The sequence below is a fragment of the Photobacterium sp. SP02 genome, from assembly GCF_038519165.1.
GTDB classification, from domain to species: Bacteria; Pseudomonadota; Gammaproteobacteria; order Enterobacterales; family Vibrionaceae; genus Photobacterium; species Photobacterium halotolerans.
Genome location: NZ_JASJOJ010000014.1, coordinates 1 through 20,003 on the forward strand (window position 1 = coordinate 1; position 20,003 = coordinate 20,003).

The 20,003-nt window shown below is 48.6% G+C and carries 22 protein-coding genes and 1 tRNA gene; 12 read left to right on the forward strand and 11 right to left on the reverse strand.

What is annotated here, in order from left to right; all coding sequences use genetic code 11:
- From P0Y67_RS08305 to P0Y67_RS08320, 4 genes are all read left to right on the forward strand, one after another.
- A partial coding sequence (locus tag P0Y67_RS08305) for a molybdopterin dinucleotide binding domain-containing protein (protein ID WP_342391517.1) occupies positions 1-202 on the forward strand: 202 nt, incomplete at its 5' end.
- A gap of 17 nt (positions 203-219) precedes the next feature.
- A complete protein-coding gene (locus P0Y67_RS08310) occupies positions 220-690 on the forward strand; it encodes a nitrate reductase cytochrome c-type subunit (RefSeq protein ID WP_446728820.1) in 471 nt (156 codons plus the stop codon).
- A gap of 14 nt (positions 691-704) precedes the next feature.
- The gene (locus tag P0Y67_RS08315; protein WP_337113043.1) at positions 705-1,280 is read left to right on the forward strand and encodes a NapC/NirT family cytochrome c; all 576 of its coding nucleotides are present in this window, start codon (positions 705-707) and stop codon (positions 1,278-1,280) included.
- Positions 1,281-1,290: 10 nt separating this feature from the next.
- The gene (locus P0Y67_RS08320; RefSeq protein WP_342391518.1) at positions 1,291-1,428 is read left to right on the forward strand and encodes a TIGR02808 family protein; all 138 of its coding nucleotides are present in this window, start codon (positions 1,291-1,293) and stop codon (positions 1,426-1,428) included.
- Here P0Y67_RS08320 and P0Y67_RS08325 read toward each other — a convergent pair.
- Positions 1,425-1,622 (reverse strand): hypothetical protein, encoded by a 198-nt coding sequence (locus P0Y67_RS08325; protein ID WP_342391519.1) that lies wholly within the window; start codon positions 1,620-1,622, stop codon positions 1,425-1,427. The genes P0Y67_RS08320 and P0Y67_RS08325 overlap by 4 nt on opposite strands.
- Before the next feature lie 82 nt (positions 1,623-1,704).
- Complete coding sequence (locus P0Y67_RS08330) at positions 1,705-2,046, reverse strand: DUF2956 domain-containing protein (protein WP_342391520.1); 342 nt, start codon at positions 2,044-2,046, stop codon at positions 1,705-1,707.
- Between the two features lie 390 nt (positions 2,047-2,436).
- Here P0Y67_RS08330 and P0Y67_RS08335 point away from each other — a divergent pair, with 390 nt between their 5' ends.
- The 3 genes from P0Y67_RS08335 (at position 2,437) to P0Y67_RS08345 (ending at position 4,425) form a co-directional block, all read left to right on the forward strand.
- The gene (locus tag P0Y67_RS08335) at positions 2,437-2,880 is read left to right on the forward strand and encodes a DUF2919 domain-containing protein (protein WP_342391521.1); all 444 of its coding nucleotides are present in this window, start codon (positions 2,437-2,439) and stop codon (positions 2,878-2,880) included.
- A gap of 20 nt (positions 2,881-2,900) precedes the next feature.
- Positions 2,901-3,296, forward strand: a complete 396-nt coding sequence (locus P0Y67_RS08340; RefSeq protein WP_342391522.1) for a hypothetical protein — start codon at positions 2,901-2,903, stop codon at positions 3,294-3,296.
- Between the two features lie 223 nt (positions 3,297-3,519).
- Positions 3,520-4,425, forward strand: a complete 906-nt coding sequence (locus P0Y67_RS08345; protein WP_446728821.1) for a Dyp-type peroxidase — start codon at positions 3,520-3,522, stop codon at positions 4,423-4,425.
- Positions 4,426-4,502: 77 nt separating this feature from the next.
- Here the strand turns inward: P0Y67_RS08345 and crr are convergent, their stop codons facing one another.
- The 5 genes from crr to cysZ form a co-directional block, all read right to left on the reverse strand.
- Positions 4,503-5,012 carry a PTS glucose transporter subunit IIA gene (gene crr / locus P0Y67_RS08350; protein ID WP_027253895.1) on the reverse strand — a complete coding sequence of 170 codons (510 nt, stop codon included), beginning with the start codon at positions 5,010-5,012 and terminating at the stop codon, positions 4,503-4,505.
- 40 nt (positions 5,013-5,052) lie between these two features.
- Positions 5,053-6,780: a phosphoenolpyruvate-protein phosphotransferase PtsI gene (gene ptsI / locus P0Y67_RS08355; protein ID WP_342391524.1), complete on the reverse strand. Its 1,728-nt coding sequence runs from the start codon at positions 6,778-6,780 to the stop codon at positions 5,053-5,055.
- 52 nt (positions 6,781-6,832) lie between these two features.
- Positions 6,833-7,090, reverse strand: a complete 258-nt coding sequence (locus tag P0Y67_RS08360) for an HPr family phosphocarrier protein (protein WP_027253897.1) — start codon at positions 7,088-7,090, stop codon at positions 6,833-6,835.
- Between the two features lie 318 nt (positions 7,091-7,408).
- Complete coding sequence (gene cysK, locus P0Y67_RS08365) at positions 7,409-8,377, reverse strand: cysteine synthase A (protein WP_027253898.1); 969 nt, start codon at positions 8,375-8,377, stop codon at positions 7,409-7,411.
- A 223-nt stretch (positions 8,378-8,600) separates the two neighbouring features.
- Positions 8,601-9,368 carry a sulfate transporter CysZ gene (gene cysZ / locus P0Y67_RS08370; protein WP_342391525.1) on the reverse strand — a complete coding sequence of 256 codons (768 nt, stop codon included), beginning with the start codon at positions 9,366-9,368 and terminating at the stop codon, positions 8,601-8,603.
- Between the two features lie 380 nt (positions 9,369-9,748).
- Here cysZ and zipA point away from each other — a divergent pair, with 380 nt between their 5' ends.
- The 3 genes from zipA (at position 9,749) to P0Y67_RS08385 (ending at position 14,743) form a co-directional block, all read left to right on the forward strand.
- Positions 9,749-10,840: a cell division protein ZipA gene (zipA, locus tag P0Y67_RS08375; RefSeq protein ID WP_342391526.1), complete on the forward strand. Its 1,092-nt coding sequence runs from the start codon at positions 9,749-9,751 to the stop codon at positions 10,838-10,840.
- Between the two features lie 192 nt (positions 10,841-11,032).
- The gene (gene ligA, locus P0Y67_RS08380) at positions 11,033-13,045 is read left to right on the forward strand and encodes an NAD-dependent DNA ligase LigA (protein ID WP_342391527.1); all 2,013 of its coding nucleotides are present in this window, start codon (positions 11,033-11,035) and stop codon (positions 13,043-13,045) included.
- Between the two features lie 567 nt (positions 13,046-13,612).
- Positions 13,613-14,743, forward strand: coding sequence for a porin (locus P0Y67_RS08385; protein ID WP_337113053.1), 1,131 nt, complete (start codon positions 13,613-13,615; stop codon positions 14,741-14,743).
- A gap of 240 nt (positions 14,744-14,983) precedes the next feature.
- On the opposite strand, the gene P0Y67_RS08390 is transcribed toward P0Y67_RS08385, so the two are convergent.
- The gene (locus P0Y67_RS08390) at positions 14,984-15,622 is read right to left on the reverse strand and encodes a YccT family protein (protein ID WP_342391528.1); all 639 of its coding nucleotides are present in this window, start codon (positions 15,620-15,622) and stop codon (positions 14,984-14,986) included.
- A 251-nt stretch (positions 15,623-15,873) separates the two neighbouring features.
- On the opposite strand from P0Y67_RS08390, the gene gltX reads away from it, so the two are divergent.
- Positions 15,874-17,298, forward strand: coding sequence for a glutamate--tRNA ligase (gene gltX, locus P0Y67_RS08395; RefSeq protein WP_342391529.1), 1,425 nt, complete (start codon positions 15,874-15,876; stop codon positions 17,296-17,298).
- Between the two features lie 90 nt (positions 17,299-17,388).
- Here the strand turns inward: gltX and P0Y67_RS08400 are convergent, their stop codons facing one another.
- The 3 genes from P0Y67_RS08400 to P0Y67_RS08410 all read right to left on the reverse strand — a co-directional run bounded on the left by P0Y67_RS08400 (position 17,389) and on the right by P0Y67_RS08410 (position 19,112).
- Positions 17,389-17,562 (reverse strand): hypothetical protein, encoded by a 174-nt coding sequence (locus P0Y67_RS08400; RefSeq protein ID WP_155804966.1) that lies wholly within the window; start codon positions 17,560-17,562, stop codon positions 17,389-17,391.
- A gap of 275 nt (positions 17,563-17,837) precedes the next feature.
- Positions 17,838-17,914 (reverse strand) — tRNA-Arg (locus P0Y67_RS08405).
- Between the two features lie 55 nt (positions 17,915-17,969).
- Positions 17,970-19,112 carry a flagella assembly protein FlgT gene (locus P0Y67_RS08410; protein WP_342391530.1) on the reverse strand — a complete coding sequence of 381 codons (1,143 nt, stop codon included), beginning with the start codon at positions 19,110-19,112 and terminating at the stop codon, positions 17,970-17,972.
- A 255-nt stretch (positions 19,113-19,367) separates the two neighbouring features.
- Between P0Y67_RS08410 and P0Y67_RS08415 the strand changes: the two genes are divergently transcribed.
- A complete protein-coding gene (locus P0Y67_RS08415; RefSeq protein WP_342391531.1) occupies positions 19,368-20,003 on the forward strand; it encodes a FlgO family outer membrane protein in 636 nt (211 codons plus the stop codon).

A 20,003-nucleotide genomic window follows, 5' to 3' on the forward strand; every position in this document is an offset into this window, starting at 1 on the left:
TCAAGTGTTACTGACCTCGCGCCGCGGAGAAGTGCGCTGCCGGGTGGATACCCGCGGCCGTAACAGACCGCCGGTCGGGCTGGTCTTCGTGCCTTTCTTTGATGCCAGGGTGCTGGTCAATAAGCTGGTGCTGGATGCCACAGATCCACTGTCAAAACAGACAGACTACAAAAAATGCCCAATCAAGATCACCAAGGTGTAATGGAGTCGACCATGAAAATGAATAAAAACATTGCCGGCGGATTGATGATCTTACTGCTCGCCTTTGGGGGGGCGCATGCCGCTGACGAGGAGCTGGTGGGCGGCAACGGAGGCCTGCATTCGTTACGCGGCCAGACTGAAATCAAAGATACTTTTCCCGGCGAAAGCTGGAAAAAGTACCCGAAAGACGGTCAGCCGATTGACAGCGACTATGTCTACCAGCCGCCGTTGATCCCGCACACTGTGCGTAACTATGAAGTCTCACTCAATGCCAATAAGTGCTTGTCGTGCCACAGCTGGAAATACGCCAACGAGATGGGCGCGACCAAAATCAGCGTGACCCATTACCGTTCTCCGCGCCACGGGCAGGTGCTGTCAGATGTGTCACCGAGCCGCTATTTCTGTCTGCAATGCCATGTGCCGCAGGCCGATGCATCCCCCTTAGTAGAAAACACTTTCAAGCGGGTTGATGCCCTGGATGAAAAATAACGACGGAGCCAGTTATGAATATCATTAAACGCTTCTGGTGCCGTCTGAAATCACCGAGTAAAGCGGCAGCGGGTGTGGTGCTGTTTCTGGGCTTTATGGGCGGTCTGCTGTTCTGGGGAGCCTTTAACACCGGGATGGAGGCCACGAACACCGAAGCTTTCTGCTCTGGCTGTCATGCCCCCATAGTGAAGGAGATACGTGAAACCATTCACTACTCAAACCGTTCGGGTGTGCGGGCGATTTGTTCAGATTGTCACGTTCCTCATGAGTGGACAGACAAGATTGTTCGTAAAGTCCAGGCATCCAAGGAGCTGTTTGCGTTTGCGATGGGGACGATAAACACCGAGGAGAAATTTCAGGCCAGGCGGGGGCACCTTGCTCATCGCGAATGGAGTCGAATGAAAAACAACGACTCCAAGGAATGCCGGAACTGCCATCAGTTTGATTACATGGATTATTCTGAACAAGGGTTACGCGCAGTGAAGCAGCACTCAGAGGCGCTCGCCTCAGGAGATAAAACCTGTGTGGATTGCCACAAAGGGATAGCCCACCGACTGCCTGATATGAGAGACGTTGAAGGCTGGCAATAAGGAGAGAGCGATGAGTACGCTGGAATCGATTATCTGGCATGTGCTGGGTTATGCCGCCATGCCCGTGATTATCTTAACGGGCTTTCTGATGGTGGCTGTGGTGTCTTTATGGATACTCTCAATCGGAAAAGACAAATCAGGCCGTTAGTGGCAACCATTACCCTGGCCAGGCGGCTTGTAGCTGATGATTAAAGCCGCCAGCCAGGCAGCATAAAGCGGCAGCCAGTCAGTCAGCAATGCGGCAAAAGGTGTGTGGCCTGTCAGCCAAATTTCACCCAGGTGAAGTACAGCAACGCAGGCCAAACCAAGCAAACAGATAATACGAAACACATTCCGCTCCATACATATATCCTTTGAAAATCTACGGATAAGTATAGATGCAAATGCTAATTGTTATCAAGTGCATTTGTGGGCTGTTTACACATCACTCAATAAAGTGCCAGCCAATGAATCCTGCCCAGGATAACACCAGCAGTATCCAAGCTATCGGACTCTGTCTGACGACTGTCTGTGTTTGTGAATCCTCCGACCCAGTTGCACTATCGGTATTGAGTGCCGTTTTTTCTTTTAACTGTTTCTTACGAAATTTATCCCTTTCGCGCGCTTTGGCCTTTTGCTGTTTTTTATAGAGTTCGATGCCCTTCTGAATCCCCTGCGCGATCAGCTTGGTCTGTTCTTTTGTCTGTCCGGGTTTTTGTGTTGCTCTGGCAATTTGCATCGCTTCTGCCTGTGTTTCTGGTGAAGGTGAATGGGTCGTTTTGTTCATTGCAATCCTGTTAATGGTAAATTTATCGGTTTGATAGCATTTTATGCCGCTGGTGTCGTTGTGCGTAAAAGGCCAGATTTTGTAGGAATATTCCTACAATTTAGGGTATTCCACATTAACCCGAGAGCGATGCTTTGGGGTCGTAAACGGCAGTAAGTGAATGAAATATCATCGGTTATTGTCACAAAACTAAAAGTGTTGCTTCTGAAGCAATCATAGTACTTTTCATTGTTTGTTAAATATACGTAAAAGCGTGATCATGATTACAGGTTAAGTAATTAATCCGTGCGTTACAACGCAGAACGAATGTCTGTACCTTTGCCAATTGATCCATATCATTTATTGTCAGCAAAGATAAATACGATTTCCCTGTTTCTGAGCACCAGACGCATGTATTCAATAGATGCTTACGACAGCAATGGTCTGCTAAAACCTTCCGGCCTGTTATGGCTGAGTATGCTGTTCAGTGCCAGGGGATGGGGAGTGTTTGTCATGGCTGGTGTCAGCAGGGCGCAAGGTGCTGAGCTGCTCCAGTTATTTTATCCTCACACAGAGAATTTGTACTTTCTGATGGGGATCGGTCTGCCTGCCTTGTTCTTGATGTGGCTGAGCGGACTGCGTCATAAAAATAACAAAATGATAAACGGAGCATGGCGGCATGGCAGGTTTATTCTGTTATCCGGATATGCGCTGGATTTAGTATTGCAAGTGTACCAACTGACATTGTTAAGAGGCGCCTTTAGCTGGCCGGCAGCGGTTACTTTGCTGGCAACCATTTGGCTAATGGCTTATCTGGTACGAAGTTCCCGAGTCAGACATACATTTGCCAATTAGCCCCATGGAGAAAGTGTCAGATGAATGATTTGGGAAGAGGGGTGCTGTTTAGCGCCTTGTTAAGCCCGCTGGCAATGGCAGACTGGTTACTGAATGTGAACCTGGAACTGTCAAGTGCAGGTTATCACCAGTCGGTTGCCACCTCATTGCAATTGTTGCCGGGTGAAGAAACGGTGATTTTCGGCACCACAGACGGTGACCAGCGCCGCAAGTTTCTCGGCAGCGCGGAGTTGCTTGAAGTGTCTGCTGAAGAAGTTAAGATTGCCTTTAAAATTCAGGAGCAACTGGATGATGGCGCCTGGCGGGTATTGGCGGCACCGGTAATTTCGACCGGGCTGGATACGCCTGCATCGTTTGAGTCATCCCAGGAAGATGACCAGTCGGTTAAACTTCAGGTCGCAGTGATGTCAGCCTAACGTGTTCACGCATTCTGGTTTTATGTGACAAAAGCGCCTTTTCGGCGCTTTTTGCTTTTTCTCTGCCACATTTTGTCGACAATGCGCGTTTTTCTGGCTTGGCTGTCCATGATCAATATGCTTAACTCAGAACCCATTACAATATACTTTTCATTCTGGATGCTGCCATCAGGCAGTTTGCAGCATGCAAGAGCTAAGTATAGAAAAATGCAACATTGGGAGAATGAATGTGACGCCACAAAGTGCCATTTTACCTGAAGCGGGTCCGTATTCTTTGGTCTGTGTGTTTAACCTGGTAGGAAATAAAGACAAGGTTATTCGTCAGTGCCAGGGGCTCTTTGAAGTCGCGGAAAAGCTAAATCATCAGCACGTCAGTGCCTGTATTCGCCTGAGCTTTGGTTTTGGCAAAGCATTCTGGCAGCAATTTGAAAAAGGCTGTCCCAACGATTTTGAAGAATTTGCGCCGCTGGGAAGCGGGGATGTTACCGCACCCTCCACCGGCGGTGACTTACTGCTTCATATTCACTCTAACCGTCATGATCTGAATTTTCACCTGCTGAGCAGCTTCATGCAGCCGATTGCAGCGGAAGTGGAATTAATCGATGAAACCAATGGTTTCCGGTATCTGGACGCCCGCGATCTGACCGGCTTTATCGACGGCACTGAGAATCCTAAGAAACAGGCCGCCAGAGAAGAGGTGGCTATTATTCCTGAAGGGCCATTCGCAGGAGGCAGTTTCGTGATGGTTCAGCGTTTTGTCCATAATTTACCTGCCTGGCATGCTGTGCATGTTGCTCAGCAGGAGAAAATAATCGGCCGCACTAAACCAGATTCGGTTGAGTTGGATGACGTTCCGGCTGACTCACACGTGGGCAGGGTGGATCTGAAAGAAGCGGGTAAAGGGCTAAAAATTGTGCGTCATAGCTTGCCCTACGGCACAGTGAGCGGTGAGCACGGCTTGTTGTTTATTGCTTACTGTGCGCAGCAACGGAACTTCCGCGAAATGCTCGACAGTATGTACGGCGAAAAAGACGGGCAGACGGATAAGTTGCTGGACTTTACCAAAGCGGTCACAGGCGCTTACTTCTTTGTACCTTCGGCAGAAATGCTGATGCAGCTGCAGGGATGATCCTCATCATCCGCTGATGCAAAAACGCCGCCTTTTCAGGCGGCGTTTTATTAACGCATACCGATTATCAAGAAGCTTTACTTCTTAATGCGCAGTACAGGCGTTTCACCCACGGTGACGGTGCCGGACAGTTTAGTCAGCTCTTTGATTTCATCCATGTTAGAAATCACGACTGGTGTCAGCGTCGACTTCGCTTTCTCTTCCAGTACAGCCAGATCGAACTCAATGATAGTGTCACCCACTTTCACCGTTTGACCTTCTTCTGCAATACGCGTGAAGCCTTCGCCTTTCAGTTCAACAGTATCGATACCGAAGTGAACGAACAGCTCTACACCATCGTCAGACTCGATAGAGAATGCGTGGTTGGTTTCAAAAATTTTACCGATCGTACCGTTTACCGGGGCAACCATTTTGTTACCTGCTGGTTTGATAGCGATACCGTCACCAACAATTTTCTCAGCAAAAACAACATCAGGCACATCTTCGATATTTACGATTTCACCTGAAAGCGGGGCGATGATCTCAATAGCACCAGTTTCATTGGTGTCGTCAGAAACCAGCTTCTTCAATTTGTCAAACAGACCCATAGTGTTGCTCCTAAGCGTTGTTATTCTATCTGCAGCTATCTTAGCAGATGGTTTTTTCTGCGATAAATGTCTCTACGTGTGCTTCGATTTCAGCGGCAGTTGGAAGAGCAAGTGCTTGCTCGGCCATCAGCTTCACATCAGCAAAGTTACTGTTACGAATCACTTTTTTGATGCGTGGGATTGAAATCGCACTCATGCTGAACTCATCAAGGCCCATACCAAGCAATAGCAGGGTCGCACGATCATCACCAGCTAACTCACCACACATGCCAGTCCATTTACCTTCCTTGTGGGAAGCATCGATGACTTGCTTGATGACAGTTAACACTGCGGGTGACATTGGATTATATAGATGAGAAATCAGCTCGTTACCACGGTCAACAGCCAGAGTATACTGGGTTAAGTCGTTTGTACCAATGCTAAAGAAGTCGACTTCTTTGGCTAAATGGTGAGCAATTGCCGCTGCAGCCGGCGTTTCGACCATGACGCCAACTTCAATCTTGTCGTCGAAAGCAATACCTTCTTCACGCAGTTCTGCTTTGTAGGTTTCCATTTCGTTTTTCAGTTCACGAATCTCTTCAACAGAGATAATCATCGGGAACATTACACGCAGCTTGCCGTGTGCAGAGGCACGCAGGATAGCGCGCAGCTGTGCACGCAGGATTTCACGACGATCCAGGCTGATACGCACTGCGCGCCAACCCAGGAATGGATTCATTTCTTTCGGCAGATCCATGTACGGCAGATCTTTATCGCCGCCGATATCCATGGTGCGGATGATCACTGACTGACCAAGCATGGCTTCTGCCACATCTTTATACGCCTGGTACTGTTCGTCTTCAGTCGGCAGTGAATCGCGGTCCATGAACAGGAATTCAGTACGGTACAGACCGACACCTTCGCCGCCGTTACGGTTTACGCCTTCGCAGTCTTTCACTGTACCTATGTTGCCGCACACCTCGACCTGTTGGCCATCAAGGGTAATTGCCGGTAAATCTTTCAGCTTCGCGAGTTCATCTTTTTCTGCCTGATACTCATCGCGAATGGCTTTGAATTTTGACATTTCGTCTGCTGATGGATTAATAACGATTTGGTTATTAATGGCATCCAACACCAGCATGTCACCGTTCTTCACTTGTTTGGTGATGTCGTTAGTACCCACAATGGCAGGTAACTCGAGTGAACGGGCCATGATTGAGGTGTGGGACGTGCGGCCACCGATGTCGGTAGCAAAACCCAGCACGTATTTCAGATTGATTTGCGCCGTTTCAGAAGGCGTCAGATCGTTGGCCACCAGTATCACTTCTTCATTGATGGCACTCAGATTGACAATGTTGATACCCAGCGCGTTTTTCACCACACGATTACCGATATCACGGATGTCGGTGGCACGCTCTTTCAGGTACTCATCGTCCAGGGATTCCAGCGTGGTTGCCTGCTCTTCAATGATAGCGTGAATCGCATACGCGGCCCGCGCTTTGTTATCTTTAATGAAGGCTATGATTTCCTCTTCAAGCTCTTCATCTTCAAGCAACATGATGTGGCCTTCAAAGATGGCTTCCTTCTCTTCACCGAAGGTAATACGTGCTTTCTCTTTGATAACGTCGAGTTGCTCAGAAGATTTCTGACGCGCATTGAAGAAGCACTCGATTTCTTTTTCGATTTGATCGGCAGAAATGGGTGACTTGTCGAGAGTAATCTCTTCTTCCTGCAGTAGCAGCGCTTTACCGAAAGCGATGCCAGGAGATGCCAGGATACCTGAAATCATAGCCTTACCTTAAATTTAACAAACAACTAGGGAAATAATGTACTGCGGCCGATTAGTGCAGCTGGTCCATCAGGGCAACCAGGTGATCAACAGCTTCCTGAGCTTGTGAACCTTCAGCTGAAATGGTGACCACAGTGCCTTTAACCAGGCCTAGTGTTTGCAGTTTGAACAGGCTTTTAGCACTTGCGCTTTTACCATTAGAAGTCACTGTGATATCAGCGTCAAAACCTTTGGCTTCTTTAACGAATTGCGCAGCAGGACGAGTGTGTAGGCCGTTTTCTGCAGTGATCTCAACTTGCTTCTGATACATTTTTCACCCCGATTCTTAATATCGTATTATGTAATAATCACGTAACTGAAAGTAAGCTTAATCCCTATAGCGAAAGCATGCTAATTTAGGTTCTAATTTCACATTCACTTACATTGATTTAGTTTATGTCTGGAACCCATTCTAAGAGGTTTGTGACCGGGCAAACATCGACCAGGTCAATTTTCACTCCTTTATTTCGATGCTGAAAATAAAAGCGTGGTCGGATTTATATTAAAGCTAAGGTCAAAAAGCAATAAAAAAGCCCCTATTGAGGGGCTTGACTTTAACAAATGCTTATCAAAAATGGCAATTTTGTGATCACTGTTGGGTTTCTTTTTCGGTAAAGATACCAGCGAACAATGCCGATGAGAGATAGCGCTCACCTGAACTCGGTAGCACTACAACAATGTTTTTGCCGGCGAATTCCGGGCGCTCAGCAAGGCGGTTTGCTGCAACCACAGCGGCACCTGAAGAGATACCTGCTAGAATGCCTTCTTCTTCCATCAGACGCTGAGCCATAGCAATCGCATCTTCCGAGCTGACACGCTCTACTTCATCAATCAGAGACAGATCCAGGTTGCCAGGAATGAAGCCTGCGCCGATACCCTGAATTTTGTGCGGGGCCGGTTTGATCTCTTCACCGTTCAATGCCTGAGTAATAACCGGAGACTCGCTTGGCTCAACGGCAACAGTGGTGATGGCTTTACCTTTCTGCTGTTTGATAAAGCGGCTAACGCCCGTCAGAGTACCACCGGTACCTACACCAGAAACGAACACATCAATGTCGCCTTCGGTTGCATCCCAAATTTCCGGACCAGTGGTTTTTTCGTGGATTTGCGGGTTAGCAGGGTTATCAAACTGCTGCAGCAGCAGATATTTTTCCGGGTCAGAAGCGACAATTTCTTCTGCTTTTTCAATCGCACCTTTCATGCCTTTTGGTGCTTCAGTCAGAACCAGGTTGGCACCGAGTGCTTTGAGCAGTTTACGACGCTCCAGACTCATACTCTCTGGCATCGTCAGAGTCAGTTTGTAACCGCGGGCGGCGGCAACAAAGGCAAGGGCAATACCTGTGTTACCACTGGTAGGTTCAACCAGCTCCACACCTTGTTTCAGCACGCCACGTTTTTCAGCATCCCAAATCATGTTGGCACCGATACGGCATTTAACGCTGAAGCTTGGGTTGCGTGATTCAATTTTTGCCAGAACATTGCCTTTGCTGACACGGTTCAGGCGTACCAATGGGGTATTACCAATTGTCAGAGAATTATCTTCGTAAATCTTACTCATGCTTGTCGTTCCTTGGTGACACGTTATCAACAAATGATAGTCAAAGCATAATCGCTGACCACGCATTGGAAAGGAATTTATTGTTATATCTTAGAGTTATAAGAAAAGGTGTGAACTGTGCCGCTTTATTATTCCTTATGAGTAATATGAAGTGACACTGAGAGCATATTGACTGCGCAGAGGTCGCGAGAAGAGAGGAGCAAAAACTCCTCTCAGGCAGGGTTTACTGGCGACGGTTGAGCATGGGCTGCCGGTAATGATCAACCCACATGGCTGTTGCGCCGCAGACGGCGACAGGCATGACAAACAGGTTCAGAATCGGTGTCATGGTACACAGCATGACAAGGCTGCCGAAGCTGAGGGATTTGCCGCGACGCTCTTTGAGGGCATCACGCATGGTATTGAAGGGGATCTTGTGGTTGTCGAAAGGGTAATCGACATACTGAATCGTCATCATCCAGGCACTGAACAGAAACCACAAAACCGGGCCAAGTGTTTGCCCCACCATAGGAATCCATAGCAGTATCAGTAAGCCCAGGGCTTTGGGCAGGTAATATTTCAGTTTGACCCACTCACGGTGCAGGATACGGGGCAGATCTTTGATGATGGCCGCGATTCCGGCGTCAGGCGGTGCTTCACCAGTCAGCTTGGCTTCCAGGTGCTCGGCTAACAGCCCGTTAAACGGCGCGGCTATCCAATTGGCAATCGTACTGAAAAAATAGGACAGTATGACCAGCAATGCGATGGCTAATAAAGGCCACAACAAATAAGACAACCAATCCAGCCAACCGGGCAGGCTGGAGAGCCAGCCGTTAATCCAGTCATCCAATTGAGTGAGTGTGTATCCGAATGCGGCACCAAAAAGCAGGATATTGATTAATAGTGGAATGATCACAAAACGACGCGTGCCTGGCTGCATCGCCAGAGAAACGCCGCGAAAAAAATAACCCGCCCCGCCAATGGGTGTGGTGTTGTATGTCGCTTTAGACATCGTTGGTCTCCTACTGGATTTCCTGTTGCAATGCCAATGTAAGGCGTCAGGATATGGATGCAGGCATAGTAACGGTATCTATAACGACTAATCAATTGGGGCGCATAGTCTCTTAAGTCAAATTTGCCAGCAGTTTGGCGGAAAATTGTGCTCAAATGCACTATATGACATCAATCACAACATTGAACTTCTCTTTCGGATTTGAGTTTTGATACATTAAGGATAATACCTTCATGAGATAGGCTGTTTAGTTCAACAAAAAATCTCAGGTGTGACTCGCTAAGTTGGTCTGCGTCTGAACAGCAATCGTATTCAGACAGAATGGATTCACTGCTTCAGGCCGTCTTTGTCAGGTAAACAAGTTATTCAGAGTATTCATAATGCAGGAATTGCGTCTGGTTCTAATTATTGTGGGAGTGCTGGCGATTTCAGCGCTTCTGTTGCACGGATTGTGGTCAAGCCGGAAGGACAAACCCGCCAAGTTCGGTGAGAAGCCTATTGGTCGACTGGCAGAGGGTAAGGAAAAAGATAATGAAGGCTTTGATCAGGATGGCATAGGTTCTGTCAGGGTTGTTGCCGGTAGCCCGGTTCCGGAAGGAGCTGCAAAGCGGGCTGAGCGAAGAGAGCCAGAGCTGCATTTCGGTGACGAACTGGAGATTGATCCCTTGTTCAGTGCTGCCGCCGATCCTGTTGATCAACAACGCAAGCCGGCCTCATCCAATTCGGCCACTGAGGTGGAATCTCACCCTGTAACGCCAACCGCACCGCCAAGGGAGACTGTTCAGGAATCTGTGCAGGAATCGACTCAAGGCTTGGTACAGGAATCGGTACCGATGAGAGATCCAGCACAGGAAACCGTCTGGCAGTCAGTACCGGAAACCATTCACGACCATGCACATGTTCAGGATTCAGAGCCGTCATTGACTGTGTCGGGTGAGGTTTCAGGCTCAGATTCAGCACCGCTACAAACGGCATTTGCAGAACAGCAAGGTGAAGCGCTTTCAGAACAGTCAGACGCTGAAGTAGCCGTTGCTCAAGAAGTGCAGGCAGAAGAGCAGCCGCCTGAGCCTGATTTTCTGGTTCTGAATGTTCATGCCCGCGGTGGCGAAATGCTGATGGGTGTGAAGTTGTTCCAGTGCCTGGAACGCCATCATCTGATTTATGGTGAAAACTCGGTCTATCATCGCCATGTTGATCTGGCGGGCACTGAGCCTGTGCTCTTTACTGTCGCGAACATGGTCAGTCCAGGGTACTTCCCGCAAGATCAATTGGATGAATTTGCTACACCTGGCATTGCTTTTTATCTGATGCTGCCTTGCCACGGCCGTGCCGATGACAATTTCAATCTGATGCTGCAAACCGTACAACGCATTGCCGATGAGATGGGTGCTGATATTTTGGATCACGAGCGTAACCTGATTACGCCGCAGCGCTTGAAAGGTTACCGGGAAAAAGCGAAAAAATACCTGTAACAGGCTTGAATACTGCCCAGAATGTATCAATAACAGGGCCCCGGTTAGGGGCCCTGTGTTTTAGTGCTCAGAAACGGCAATATGACTAAGAAAGGTGAGTGATGGCCCATTGTCTCGGCGGCTACCGTCACAGACAATGCCATCCTGATACCCGCTAGTGATAGCGATAAGAATTGATGTAGGAAAAGAAAAATGACAGACATCCAAGCCAGGCTGACCTCCCTGCGCGAGCAGCTTGCTTATCATGGCTACCGGTATTACGTTCTGGATAACCCTGAGGTTCCGGACGCTGAGTATGATCGTTTGATGCAAGAATTGCTGGCGTTGGAAGCTGCGCATCCTGAACTGATTACGGCTGACTCACCCAGCCAGCGTGTTGGCGGTGAGCCGTTGGCGGCTTTTACCCAGATCAATCATGAATTGCCTATGCTGTCGCTGGATAATGCCTTTTCCGACGAAGAATTGCAGAGCTTCGAGCGCCGAATCCGAGAGCGTCTGGCAGCAACGGCGGCCGTGTCTTATTGCTGTGAACCCAAACTGGATGGCCTGGCCGTCAGCCTGATGTATGAAAACGGCGTACTGGTTCAGGCCGCCACACGTGGCGATGGCACCACGGGCGAGAATATTACCGCCAATGTAAAAACCATTCGCGCCATTCCTTTAAAATTACGCGGCAGCGACTGGCCAGTGCGCCTCGAGGTGCGTGGTGAAGTCTTCATGCCGAAAAAAGGCTTTGAAGATCTGAATGCCCGGGCTGCAAAAAAAGGTGAGAAAGTGTTCGCGAATCCGCGTAACGCAGCTGCAGGCAGCCTGCGCCAGCTGGATCCGCGTATCACAGCTACCCGGCCTTTGAGCTTTTATGCCTATTCAGTTGGCGTTGTTGAAGGCGCGGAGCTGGCAGGCAGCCAGTATGAGCGCTTATGCCAGTTGAAAGAGTGGGGCCTGCCAATGTGCCCGGAAACACGGTTGCTGCATAACCTGAGTGAAGTGATTGGCTTCTATCAGGGGATAGGTGAAAAGCGTCAGGCGCTGAGTTACGAGATAGACGGGGTTGTCATTAAGGTTGATGGTATCAGTCATCAGCAGCAACTGGGTTTTGTTGCCAGAGCGCCAAGATGGGCCGTGGCCTATAAGTTCCCGGCACAGGAAGAGCTGACACTGCTGAACAATGTGGAGTTCCAGGTTGGCCGGACCGGGGCGATTACGCCTGTGGCAAAATTGCAGCCAGTCATGGTTGGCGGAGTCACAGTGAGTAACGCGACGCTGCACAATGCCGATGAAATTGCCCGCCTGGGCGTCATGATTGGCGATACTGTGGTGATCCGCCGTGCTGGCGATGTCATTCCGCAAGTCGTTTCTGTGGTTCTCTCTCGCCGGCCTGATGATGCGCAGGCCATAGTGTTTCCGGAAACCTGTCCTGTCTGCCAGTCTGCACTTGAGCGGGTGGAAGGTGAGGCGGTGACTCGCTGCTCTGGCGGTCTGATTTGCCAGGCTCAGCGTAAAGAAGCCTTAAAGCATTTTGTATCACGCAAGGCGCTGGATGTAGATGGCTGCGGCACTAAGGTCATTGAGCAACTGGTCGACAAAGAAATGGTCGAAACGCCAGCCGATTTATTTAAGCTGTCTGCCGGGATACTGACAGGTCTTGAGCGCATGGGGCCAAAGTCAGCCCAGAAGCTGGTTGATGCCTTCCAGAAGGCAAAACAGACCACTCTGCCTCGTTTTCTGTACTCGCTGGGGATTCGGGAAGTGGGCGAAGCGACCGCTGCGAATCTGGCAAAACATTTCTTCACACTGGAAGCCGTAATGGCCGCCACGCAGGAGCAACTTGTTGAAGTGCCTGATGTCGGGGCCGTCGTTGCCGCCCACGCACATAATTTTTTCCAGGAAGAACATAACCGGACCGTGATCTTTGACTTGTTAAACCAAGGTGTGCACTGGCCGGATATCGAAAAGCCGGCTGATGATGTGGAATTGCCTCTTGCCGGTAAGGTAGTAGTGCTGACCGGCACGCTTTCTCAGCTAAGCCGTACCGGTGCCAAGGAAGCATTAGAGGCGCTGGGCGCCAAGGTCACTGGCAGCGTTTCCAAAAAAACCGACTTGCTGGTGGCTGGGGAAGCCGCGGGTTCCAAGCTGACTAAGGCACAAGAGCTGGGTATTGAAATCTGGGATGAAGCGGAACTGCTGAGCAGGCTTGAGCCCTGATTGTTTATTTCAGCTGTGAAAATAGAGGAAGGCCTGTCTGAATAAGACAGGCCTTTTATTTATTGGCTGGGTGAATGACTTTTTTCGAACCGTGTTTTTCATGAAAGTATTCGCCGGACTTTAATAACCTGAATAGCATAAATAGATCTGTTTATACCCAAAATGGCATAAAGAGTAAGATCTTACATTCAAATGAAACTATGACTGCAACATGCAAAAAACTACAACTAAACTCTCACTAATGAGATGGTTGTTTTTTTAAGTGCTTGTTTTAATTGATTTATATTTTATTTTCGATCGGGTTGTGACGGTTTCATGACTGGGATCACTGTTACTGGATAAATTTGCGCTGAATCATATTTTTTTAACGACAAATTAACTTCTGATTGATGTTTTGCGCTGCGAAAGTAGTCTTAGCTGTGAACTTATAAAGTTCTCAACCAAACAAAAATATGGAAATGCAAACTCACGATAAGTTTGACTGACATATTGGGGAGAATCACCTGACGTCAACGGCGGCCAACCATTTTGACGCAGGTATACAGCTAGTTTTTTAGGAGTTTTTCCATGGAAAATGTGTTCAAGCGTTCGGTATTAGGAATTGCGGTTGCAGCAGCTGCAACTATGGCTGCATCTGCACAAGCAGCTCCAGCAACAGATTCTGTTGATCTGTATGGTCAGGTTGCTGTTTCTGTCTGGCAATTCGGCGAAGATAAAATCGGTGGTGGTGATGCACCGCTGAAAGTTGAAAACGAATCCCGTTTCGGCCTGCGCGGCTCAAAAGATCTGGCTCGCGGTCCAAACCTGATCTGGCAGCTGGAAGGTGGTAACGTCGGTGATGACGGCGGTAACTCCGGTCTGGGTGTGCGTGATACTTTCGTGGGTGTGAGCTTTGATGACGGCGGTAAAGTGCGTTTAGGCCGTATGCTGACGCCTCTGTATGAGATGATTGACTGGCCGTATTCTGGTCAGCGTGCCGGCGCTATCTTTGACTGGGGCGGTGATGTCGTTGGCGGTGCACGTTACGACCGTCAATCTAACATGGTGCGTTATGACTCAGGCAACTACAGTGGTTTCACTTTTAACGTAGCGGCTGGTCGTGGCGATGAAGGCAACAAAGACTCTAACTTCTACGGCGTTGGTGCACATTACTCAACGGGTATGTTTACGCTGCATGCGGGTTATGAAGCTGGTTTCGACCGTAATGTGAGTGCTTCTTCAGTATTCTATGATGCGTACTTAGCTCAGCAGCCAGGTAACAAACCAACTTATTCCGATGTAGAAGGTGACACTCTGTCTGACACCAATGCCTTCCTGGTTGGTTTTGAGCTGAATCTGGGTGACTTTGGTCTGTACGGCGCGTTCAAAAATGAAAAAGCCGATTACGAAGATACCACTCTGACTGTTGACGGTTCAGACATCAGTGTGACTGATTTGGATATCGACCAAAACAGTTATTCTGTCGGTGCCGTGTACAACGGTGTGGCGAACTGGCAGTTCAAAGCGAACTATGCCGCTAACCTGGAAGCTGACGCGAAAGGAAACTCGGTTTCAGGTACTGAAGATTACATCGTATCTGCACAAGCACTATACTTCCTGGATGACTCTGCGCTGACTTATGTTCGTCCATACATGATCTCGAAAGACGACTCAGACGCTGAGTTCGGTTGGGGATGGGGAGTAGAGTACTACTTCTAATTGCTCAACTGCTTCTGCCTTATTTCATTTTGGCCGGCCTTCAAGGCCGGTCCTTTTGCTTAGCTTGATTGAGTAATCATTGTTTAGATAAGCCGTGTTAAGGCAAGCAATGTTAGGGCAGGTAATGTCAGCGTTGGACTAGGATTTCAAAAGCACCTTCAAAGGTGCTTTTTTTATGGTTAATACAAAACCACCGCCTTTGGCGGTGGTGATTGTTTTCTCAGTTTCAGCCAATCAGGCTTATTTATCCATGTTGCTGATTGCCCAGCTCAGAAATGCTTTTCTGCTCTCCGGGCTGGCTTGCTCGAACCAGTATTTCAGCATGTTATCTGCATCGGGGTGGCTTGGTGCTTGTGCAGTCTTGGGTGTTGCCGCTTGTGACTGTGGCACATTGCGTAATGAAGCGACACTCTGTGTTTGGTTGTACTCTCTGGTCAATGCGACATAATTGGGAGAGATATCAAACCCAACCGACAGGGTGTCAGACTGAACATTGATGGGCTTGCCATGATCCAGCATGTCGAAGCTTGGCGATTTATCGTATTGCTGGCCTTGTGCCAGGGTATCAATGCGTGGGACATCCAGTGTCAGGGTTGTATCACTGGCTTCAAAAAGTGCAACAATAGGGACTGAGTCGTATTTTGTCTTCAGACTGCCCGATTCCATGACAATTTTTCCAATGCGAAAAACGACCTGGTTTTGTCCGTCAGGCAACTCCAAAACCGGCTGATGGTTAAAGCCAAGTGAGGAATAACCCGCATCCTGGCCATTGACAACCAGAAGATGGACACCTTTCGGCAGTGCTAGATTTACCTGCGCCATTGACGGGGAAGCTAAAGCCAACAGCGCAGATGACAGGAGTAAATTTTTCATTTTCATTGGGTACATTCCTTAAGCGCTAAGGGAGTTCTGAGTGTGGTTTATAAAAATACAGTTTACTGAGGCTGTGAGCGGGGTAAAGCAGTAAAACTGGCAAACTTGTATAATCTGAAGCTGGTCACTCTCGCAGCGATGAATTACACCAGGTTTTCATCTCTTGCCTGAATAGCAGGTTGAGGATTGGCGTGTCAGTGGTAGAATGCCGCTATTGCTCACTTCTCGTTTGAATCATTTTGATTGAAGGTCTTTTCATGACGGTTAAAACTCGTTTTGCTCCAAGTCCAACAGGCTTCCTCCATGTCGGTGGTGCCCGTACGGCACTGTATTCCTGGCTATACGCTAAACACACCGGTGGCGAATTTGTACTTCGTATTGAAGATACTGATATCGAGCGTTCCACTCAGGAAGCTATTGACGCGATCATGGAAGGTATGGAGTGGCTGGGCCTGAACTGGGATGAAGGTCCATACTATCAAACTAAGCGTTTTGACCGTTATAACCAGCTGGTTGATCAACTGCTGGCGGAAGATAAAGCGTATAAGTGCTACTGCTCAAAAGAGCTGCTGGATGAAATTCGTGAAGAGCAAATGGCTGCTGGCCTCAAGCCTCGTTACGATGCTAATCATCCTCGAATTATTGCAGCCAATGCGGCAGCAACCGCAGACTCTCCGTTTGTAATCCGTTTTCGCAATCCGAAAGAAGGCAGCGTTGTTTTTGATGATCATATCCGTGGTCGTATTGAAATCAGCAACAGTGAAATGGATGATCTGATTATCCGTCGTACTGACGGCAGCCCGACCTATAACTTCTGCGTAGTGGTTGATGATTGGGATATGGAAATCACGCACGTGGTGCGTGGCGAAGACCATATCAACAATACCCCGCGTCAGATCAACATCTACAAAGCCTTAGGAGCGCCGGTACCTGAGTTCGCACATTGTGCCATGATCCTGGGTGATGACGGTGCCAAACTGTCTAAGCGTCATGGTGCGGTAAGCGTGATGCAATACCGTGATGACGGTTATCTGCCTGAAGCGCTGCTGAACTACCTGGTTCGACTGGGATGGTCACATGGCGATCAGGAAATTTTCTCTCAGGAGGAAATGATTGAGTTTTTCAGTCTGGACGACATCAGCAAGTCTGCATCTGCATTCAACACAGACAAACTGCGCTGGCTGAACAACCATTACATCAAAACCTGCGAACCTGAATATGTGGCTAAGCATCTGCAATGGCACCTGGACCATCAGGCTATTGCAACCAGCAATGGCCCGGCTGTCACAGACGTGATTCAGTTGCTGGCTGAGCGTTGCGATACCCTGGTTGAGCTTGCTGCCCAGTCTCGCTACTTCTATCAGGACTTCTCCGAATTTGATGAAGCCGCGGCTAAAAAGCACTTACGCCCGGTGGCGAAAGAAGCACTGGAATTGGCAAAAGCCAAAGCGCAAGCCTTGGATAGCTGGAATACTGACGCATTACATCAGCTGATTCAGCAAACCTGTGAGGAGCTGGATCTGGGGATGGGCAAAGTCGGCATGCCGCTGCGTGTCGCGGTAACGGGTCAGGGGCAATCACCCTCGGTGGATGCTGTAATGAATCTGATCGGTAAAGAGCGCGTTGTTGCACGTATTCAAATGGCTCTCGACTTCATCGCCCAGCGCGAAGCGAATGCTTAATTACTACTGTTATTGAGTGGTTGAGTGCAGATAACGTTCTGAAGATGAAAAGCGGAGGCCAGTGCCTCCGCTTTTTCTTTGGGTGGAGCGCTATTTGTTTTGTCTTTCAAATGTATCCACGCAAACCCAAAAGTTTTGTGCGCCAGCGCAATATTGCATGGCATCTTGTGGGATTTGAGTTGGTGTTCCGGACAATGTATAAGCCAGCGCATTAAAGCTGAATGCCATCAGTGCGGCTGTTACGAACATTGCGAACTTTTTCATAGCTCTCTCCTTTTGTGGCGGCACAAAGTGATAGGTGAAAAGAGAATGTTATGGACTTATTCTCTGGTTTTCTTTTATCACTTGGTCTTTATCACTATTAGACTAGAACAAGATCATATTTTTCAATTATTAAAAAGACTCAGAATCTTGTCATGTAAATAGACTGGCCGAGCGGTGAATAATTTCACTTTGAACAGAGCAAAGCTGTGTCTTATCTCATCAATGAGACAGGACGGAAGCAAAGAAGATAGCTGAAGCGTGTGAAATCGGGGAAATGGCGCTCCCTGCAGGAGTCGAACCTGCGGCCTTCCCCTTAGGAGGGGGACGCTCTATCCTGCTGAGCTAAGGGAGCCTTTCTGAAAATGCAGAAAGGCCATTATACCCAAAAGTGATGGATTATTAAGTAATTAGTATCTGCGATCCGGTTGCTTGGTCAGTAAATCGCCAGGTTGGATGCTGGCAGCCAAATCGCTTTGTTGCACACTGCCTTCCGCGGAAGTTTCATAGACGCGGTCGACAACCAGCGTCATCTTGGTTTCAACCATCCGGTTACGGGAAATGCCGTACTGGTCGATAAACCCGGCGGTATGCCAAAGTTTTAATTCATCACCCTGTTTTACGCCATGGACTCTGCCGACATTGATCTGTACCTGATTGCCGTGTGCATTAATGACTTCAGGCAGACTGGCCCGGCAGGCCAGAGACGATTCCATATCCAGCATGATATTCCGGCTTAAACGTTGCAGCGCGGCACCATAAGGTGATACCCAGAAGCGGGCGCTTTGAGTATCTACCTGGCTGATGCGGGAAAACGGCCATTCTGCCACTTCCCGGTATTTCCGCTGGGACAGAATTTCCCCCGTTTTGCCGTTGATCACCATGGTTTCTACGGAAAACTGCCGGTTAATTTTGTCATCAGATAGCAGGCTTTGATCAAGCGTGGAGGTCAGATCCGTCACCTGTCCGCTGATAATATATTGCGCATCATAATCTTCCGCCAGCATCATCATAGCGTCGGGATTACCTGGCTGGAGAGGGATCTCACTGGTACCTGTCACCACAAAGCTCTGCGATTGCTTACCAATTTGCCGCTTAAGTAACTGGGTGAAATCTTTGCCGATTTGGTAAATGCCCCCCAGCGCCGCTTGTTGGGGAACGCTGAGTGAGAAATCACTGATCAGCAGCCCTTTCTTGTACTGGATGTTGTGGCAACTTTTTGCCGAGGGGTAAATATCGACCCTGGCAGTGACATAATAATTGCCGTCCTTGGTAAACGCCTTGCTGATCTGTACGTGGCGAACTTCGGTACCATTGAACTGATAATCCTGCCTGTCTTCCTGAAAGTAAGGCTTCATTTGCGCAAAGCTGGAAAAATCAGCCCCTGAATAGTACATGGCGCGGTAGACAGCGTCTTCAATCGCATTGGTTCGGGCCGAAGTTTTACTTTCCAGCAAGATAGCCTGGCCAGTCACTTCAAACCAGGCGGCCTGGAGGGGTAAAGCAGTGAGCATTCCCAGACCCAGAAGGGCTTTCCTGAGCGTCTTTTTCATAGGTTTTCCAATCTCGGGGGCGATTTCGGTACGATAATTGCTAAGTTTTGTGTGTCGTTCAGGTTGAATCACTATGGATTCATGCTGATTAGCCTATCAGCTTTTTGCTGTGCCAACATCCTGAGTCGCTAGCTGATGCATGCAAAGAGTGTTCCCAAAATTTCAAATTGGGAGCGAGGCAATGAAAAGTCGTAAAGTTTTCGAGATAGCGGACGATAAAAAGCCATTGTCTCGTTTCTTCCGGAGCAGGGTAGAATGAAAAAATTGACCATCTTGCTGTTGTCGCTGCTGACAGCATCATGTGCATACTCACCAATTTATAATGGTAAAGAGAGCTATACGGGCAGCAATTTTCTGCTGGCGGAAACGCCTCGCCATACCATGGACTTTTTTATTGAAGGTCTGACCAAGCAGTTGGTCGATTCGAATCAGTACCTGACAGCGAAAACACCGCTGGCTGTGACTTCATTTGTTGATATGCAGCAGATGAATGAAACAAACTGGCTGGGTAATGCCGTGTCCGAAGGCTTCATGTATCACATGCAGCAATTGGGATACACTGTGGTGGATTACAAGGCCACCGGTGCGATACGCGTGACAGCGGAAGGGGATTTTTCCCTGAGCCGTAACTGGAAGGAACTGGCTGCTGAACAACCGGTGGACTATGTACTGACCGGGACTATGCTGCGCCAGGGTGGCGGGGTGTTGATCAATGCACGTGTGATTGGCATGCGTTCCCGCGTCGTTATCGCCACTGCTCAGGGGTTCCTGCCGGAAGATCGGATCGGACGCGATTTGGATACACTCAATAAAATGCGTCTGGAAAACGGTGTCCTGATTCGCTCAGAAGCAACAAAATTTGAGAACAATTCAATTATTTTAAAACCTTAG

Excerpts from the sequence above, each read along its gene's own strand:
- P0Y67_RS08360 (WP_027253897.1), bottom strand. The coding sequence starts at position 7,090 with ATGTATCAGAAGCAAGTTGAGATCACTGCAGAAAACGGCCTACACACT.
- cysK (WP_027253898.1), bottom strand. The coding sequence starts at position 8,377 with ATGAGTAAGATTTACGAAGATAATTCTCTGACAATTGGTAATACCCCA.
- cysZ (WP_342391525.1), bottom strand. The coding sequence starts at position 9,368 with ATGTCTAAAGCGACATACAACACCACACCCATTGGCGGGGCGGGTTAT.
- ptsI (WP_342391524.1), bottom strand. The coding sequence starts at position 6,780 with ATGATTTCAGGTATCCTGGCATCTCCTGGCATCGCTTTCGGTAAAGCG.
- P0Y67_RS08315 (WP_337113043.1), top strand. The coding sequence starts at position 705 with ATGAATATCATTAAACGCTTCTGGTGCCGTCTGAAATCACCGAGTAAA.
- P0Y67_RS08340 (WP_342391522.1), top strand. The coding sequence starts at position 2,901 with ATGAATGATTTGGGAAGAGGGGTGCTGTTTAGCGCCTTGTTAAGCCCG.
- crr (WP_027253895.1), bottom strand. The coding sequence starts at position 5,012 with ATGGGTCTGTTTGACAAATTGAAGAAGCTGGTTTCTGACGACACCAAT.
- P0Y67_RS08400 (WP_155804966.1), bottom strand. The coding sequence starts at position 17,562 with ATGAAAAAGTTCGCAATGTTCGTAACAGCCGCACTGATGGCATTCAGC.
- P0Y67_RS08310 (WP_446728820.1), top strand. The coding sequence starts at position 220 with ATGAATAAAAACATTGCCGGCGGATTGATGATCTTACTGCTCGCCTTT.
- P0Y67_RS08410 (WP_342391530.1), bottom strand. The coding sequence starts at position 19,112 with ATGAAAAAGACGCTCAGGAAAGCCCTTCTGGGTCTGGGAATGCTCACT.
- P0Y67_RS08390 (WP_342391528.1), bottom strand. The coding sequence starts at position 15,622 with ATGAAAATGAAAAATTTACTCCTGTCATCTGCGCTGTTGGCTTTAGCT.
- zipA (WP_342391526.1), top strand. The coding sequence starts at position 9,749 with ATGCAGGAATTGCGTCTGGTTCTAATTATTGTGGGAGTGCTGGCGATT.
- gltX (WP_342391529.1), top strand. The coding sequence starts at position 15,874 with ATGACGGTTAAAACTCGTTTTGCTCCAAGTCCAACAGGCTTCCTCCAT.
- P0Y67_RS08325 (WP_342391519.1), bottom strand. The coding sequence starts at position 1,622 with ATGGAGCGGAATGTGTTTCGTATTATCTGTTTGCTTGGTTTGGCCTGC.
- ligA (WP_342391527.1), top strand. The coding sequence starts at position 11,033 with ATGACAGACATCCAAGCCAGGCTGACCTCCCTGCGCGAGCAGCTTGCT.
- P0Y67_RS08320 (WP_342391518.1), top strand. The coding sequence starts at position 1,291 with ATGAGTACGCTGGAATCGATTATCTGGCATGTGCTGGGTTATGCCGCC.
- P0Y67_RS08330 (WP_342391520.1), bottom strand. The coding sequence starts at position 2,046 with ATGAACAAAACGACCCATTCACCTTCACCAGAAACACAGGCAGAAGCG.
- P0Y67_RS08385 (WP_337113053.1), top strand. The coding sequence starts at position 13,613 with ATGGAAAATGTGTTCAAGCGTTCGGTATTAGGAATTGCGGTTGCAGCA.
- P0Y67_RS08335 (WP_342391521.1), top strand. The coding sequence starts at position 2,437 with ATGTATTCAATAGATGCTTACGACAGCAATGGTCTGCTAAAACCTTCC.
- P0Y67_RS08345 (WP_446728821.1), top strand. The coding sequence starts at position 3,520 with ATGAATGTGACGCCACAAAGTGCCATTTTACCTGAAGCGGGTCCGTAT.
- P0Y67_RS08415 (WP_342391531.1), top strand. The coding sequence starts at position 19,368 with ATGAAAAAATTGACCATCTTGCTGTTGTCGCTGCTGACAGCATCATGT.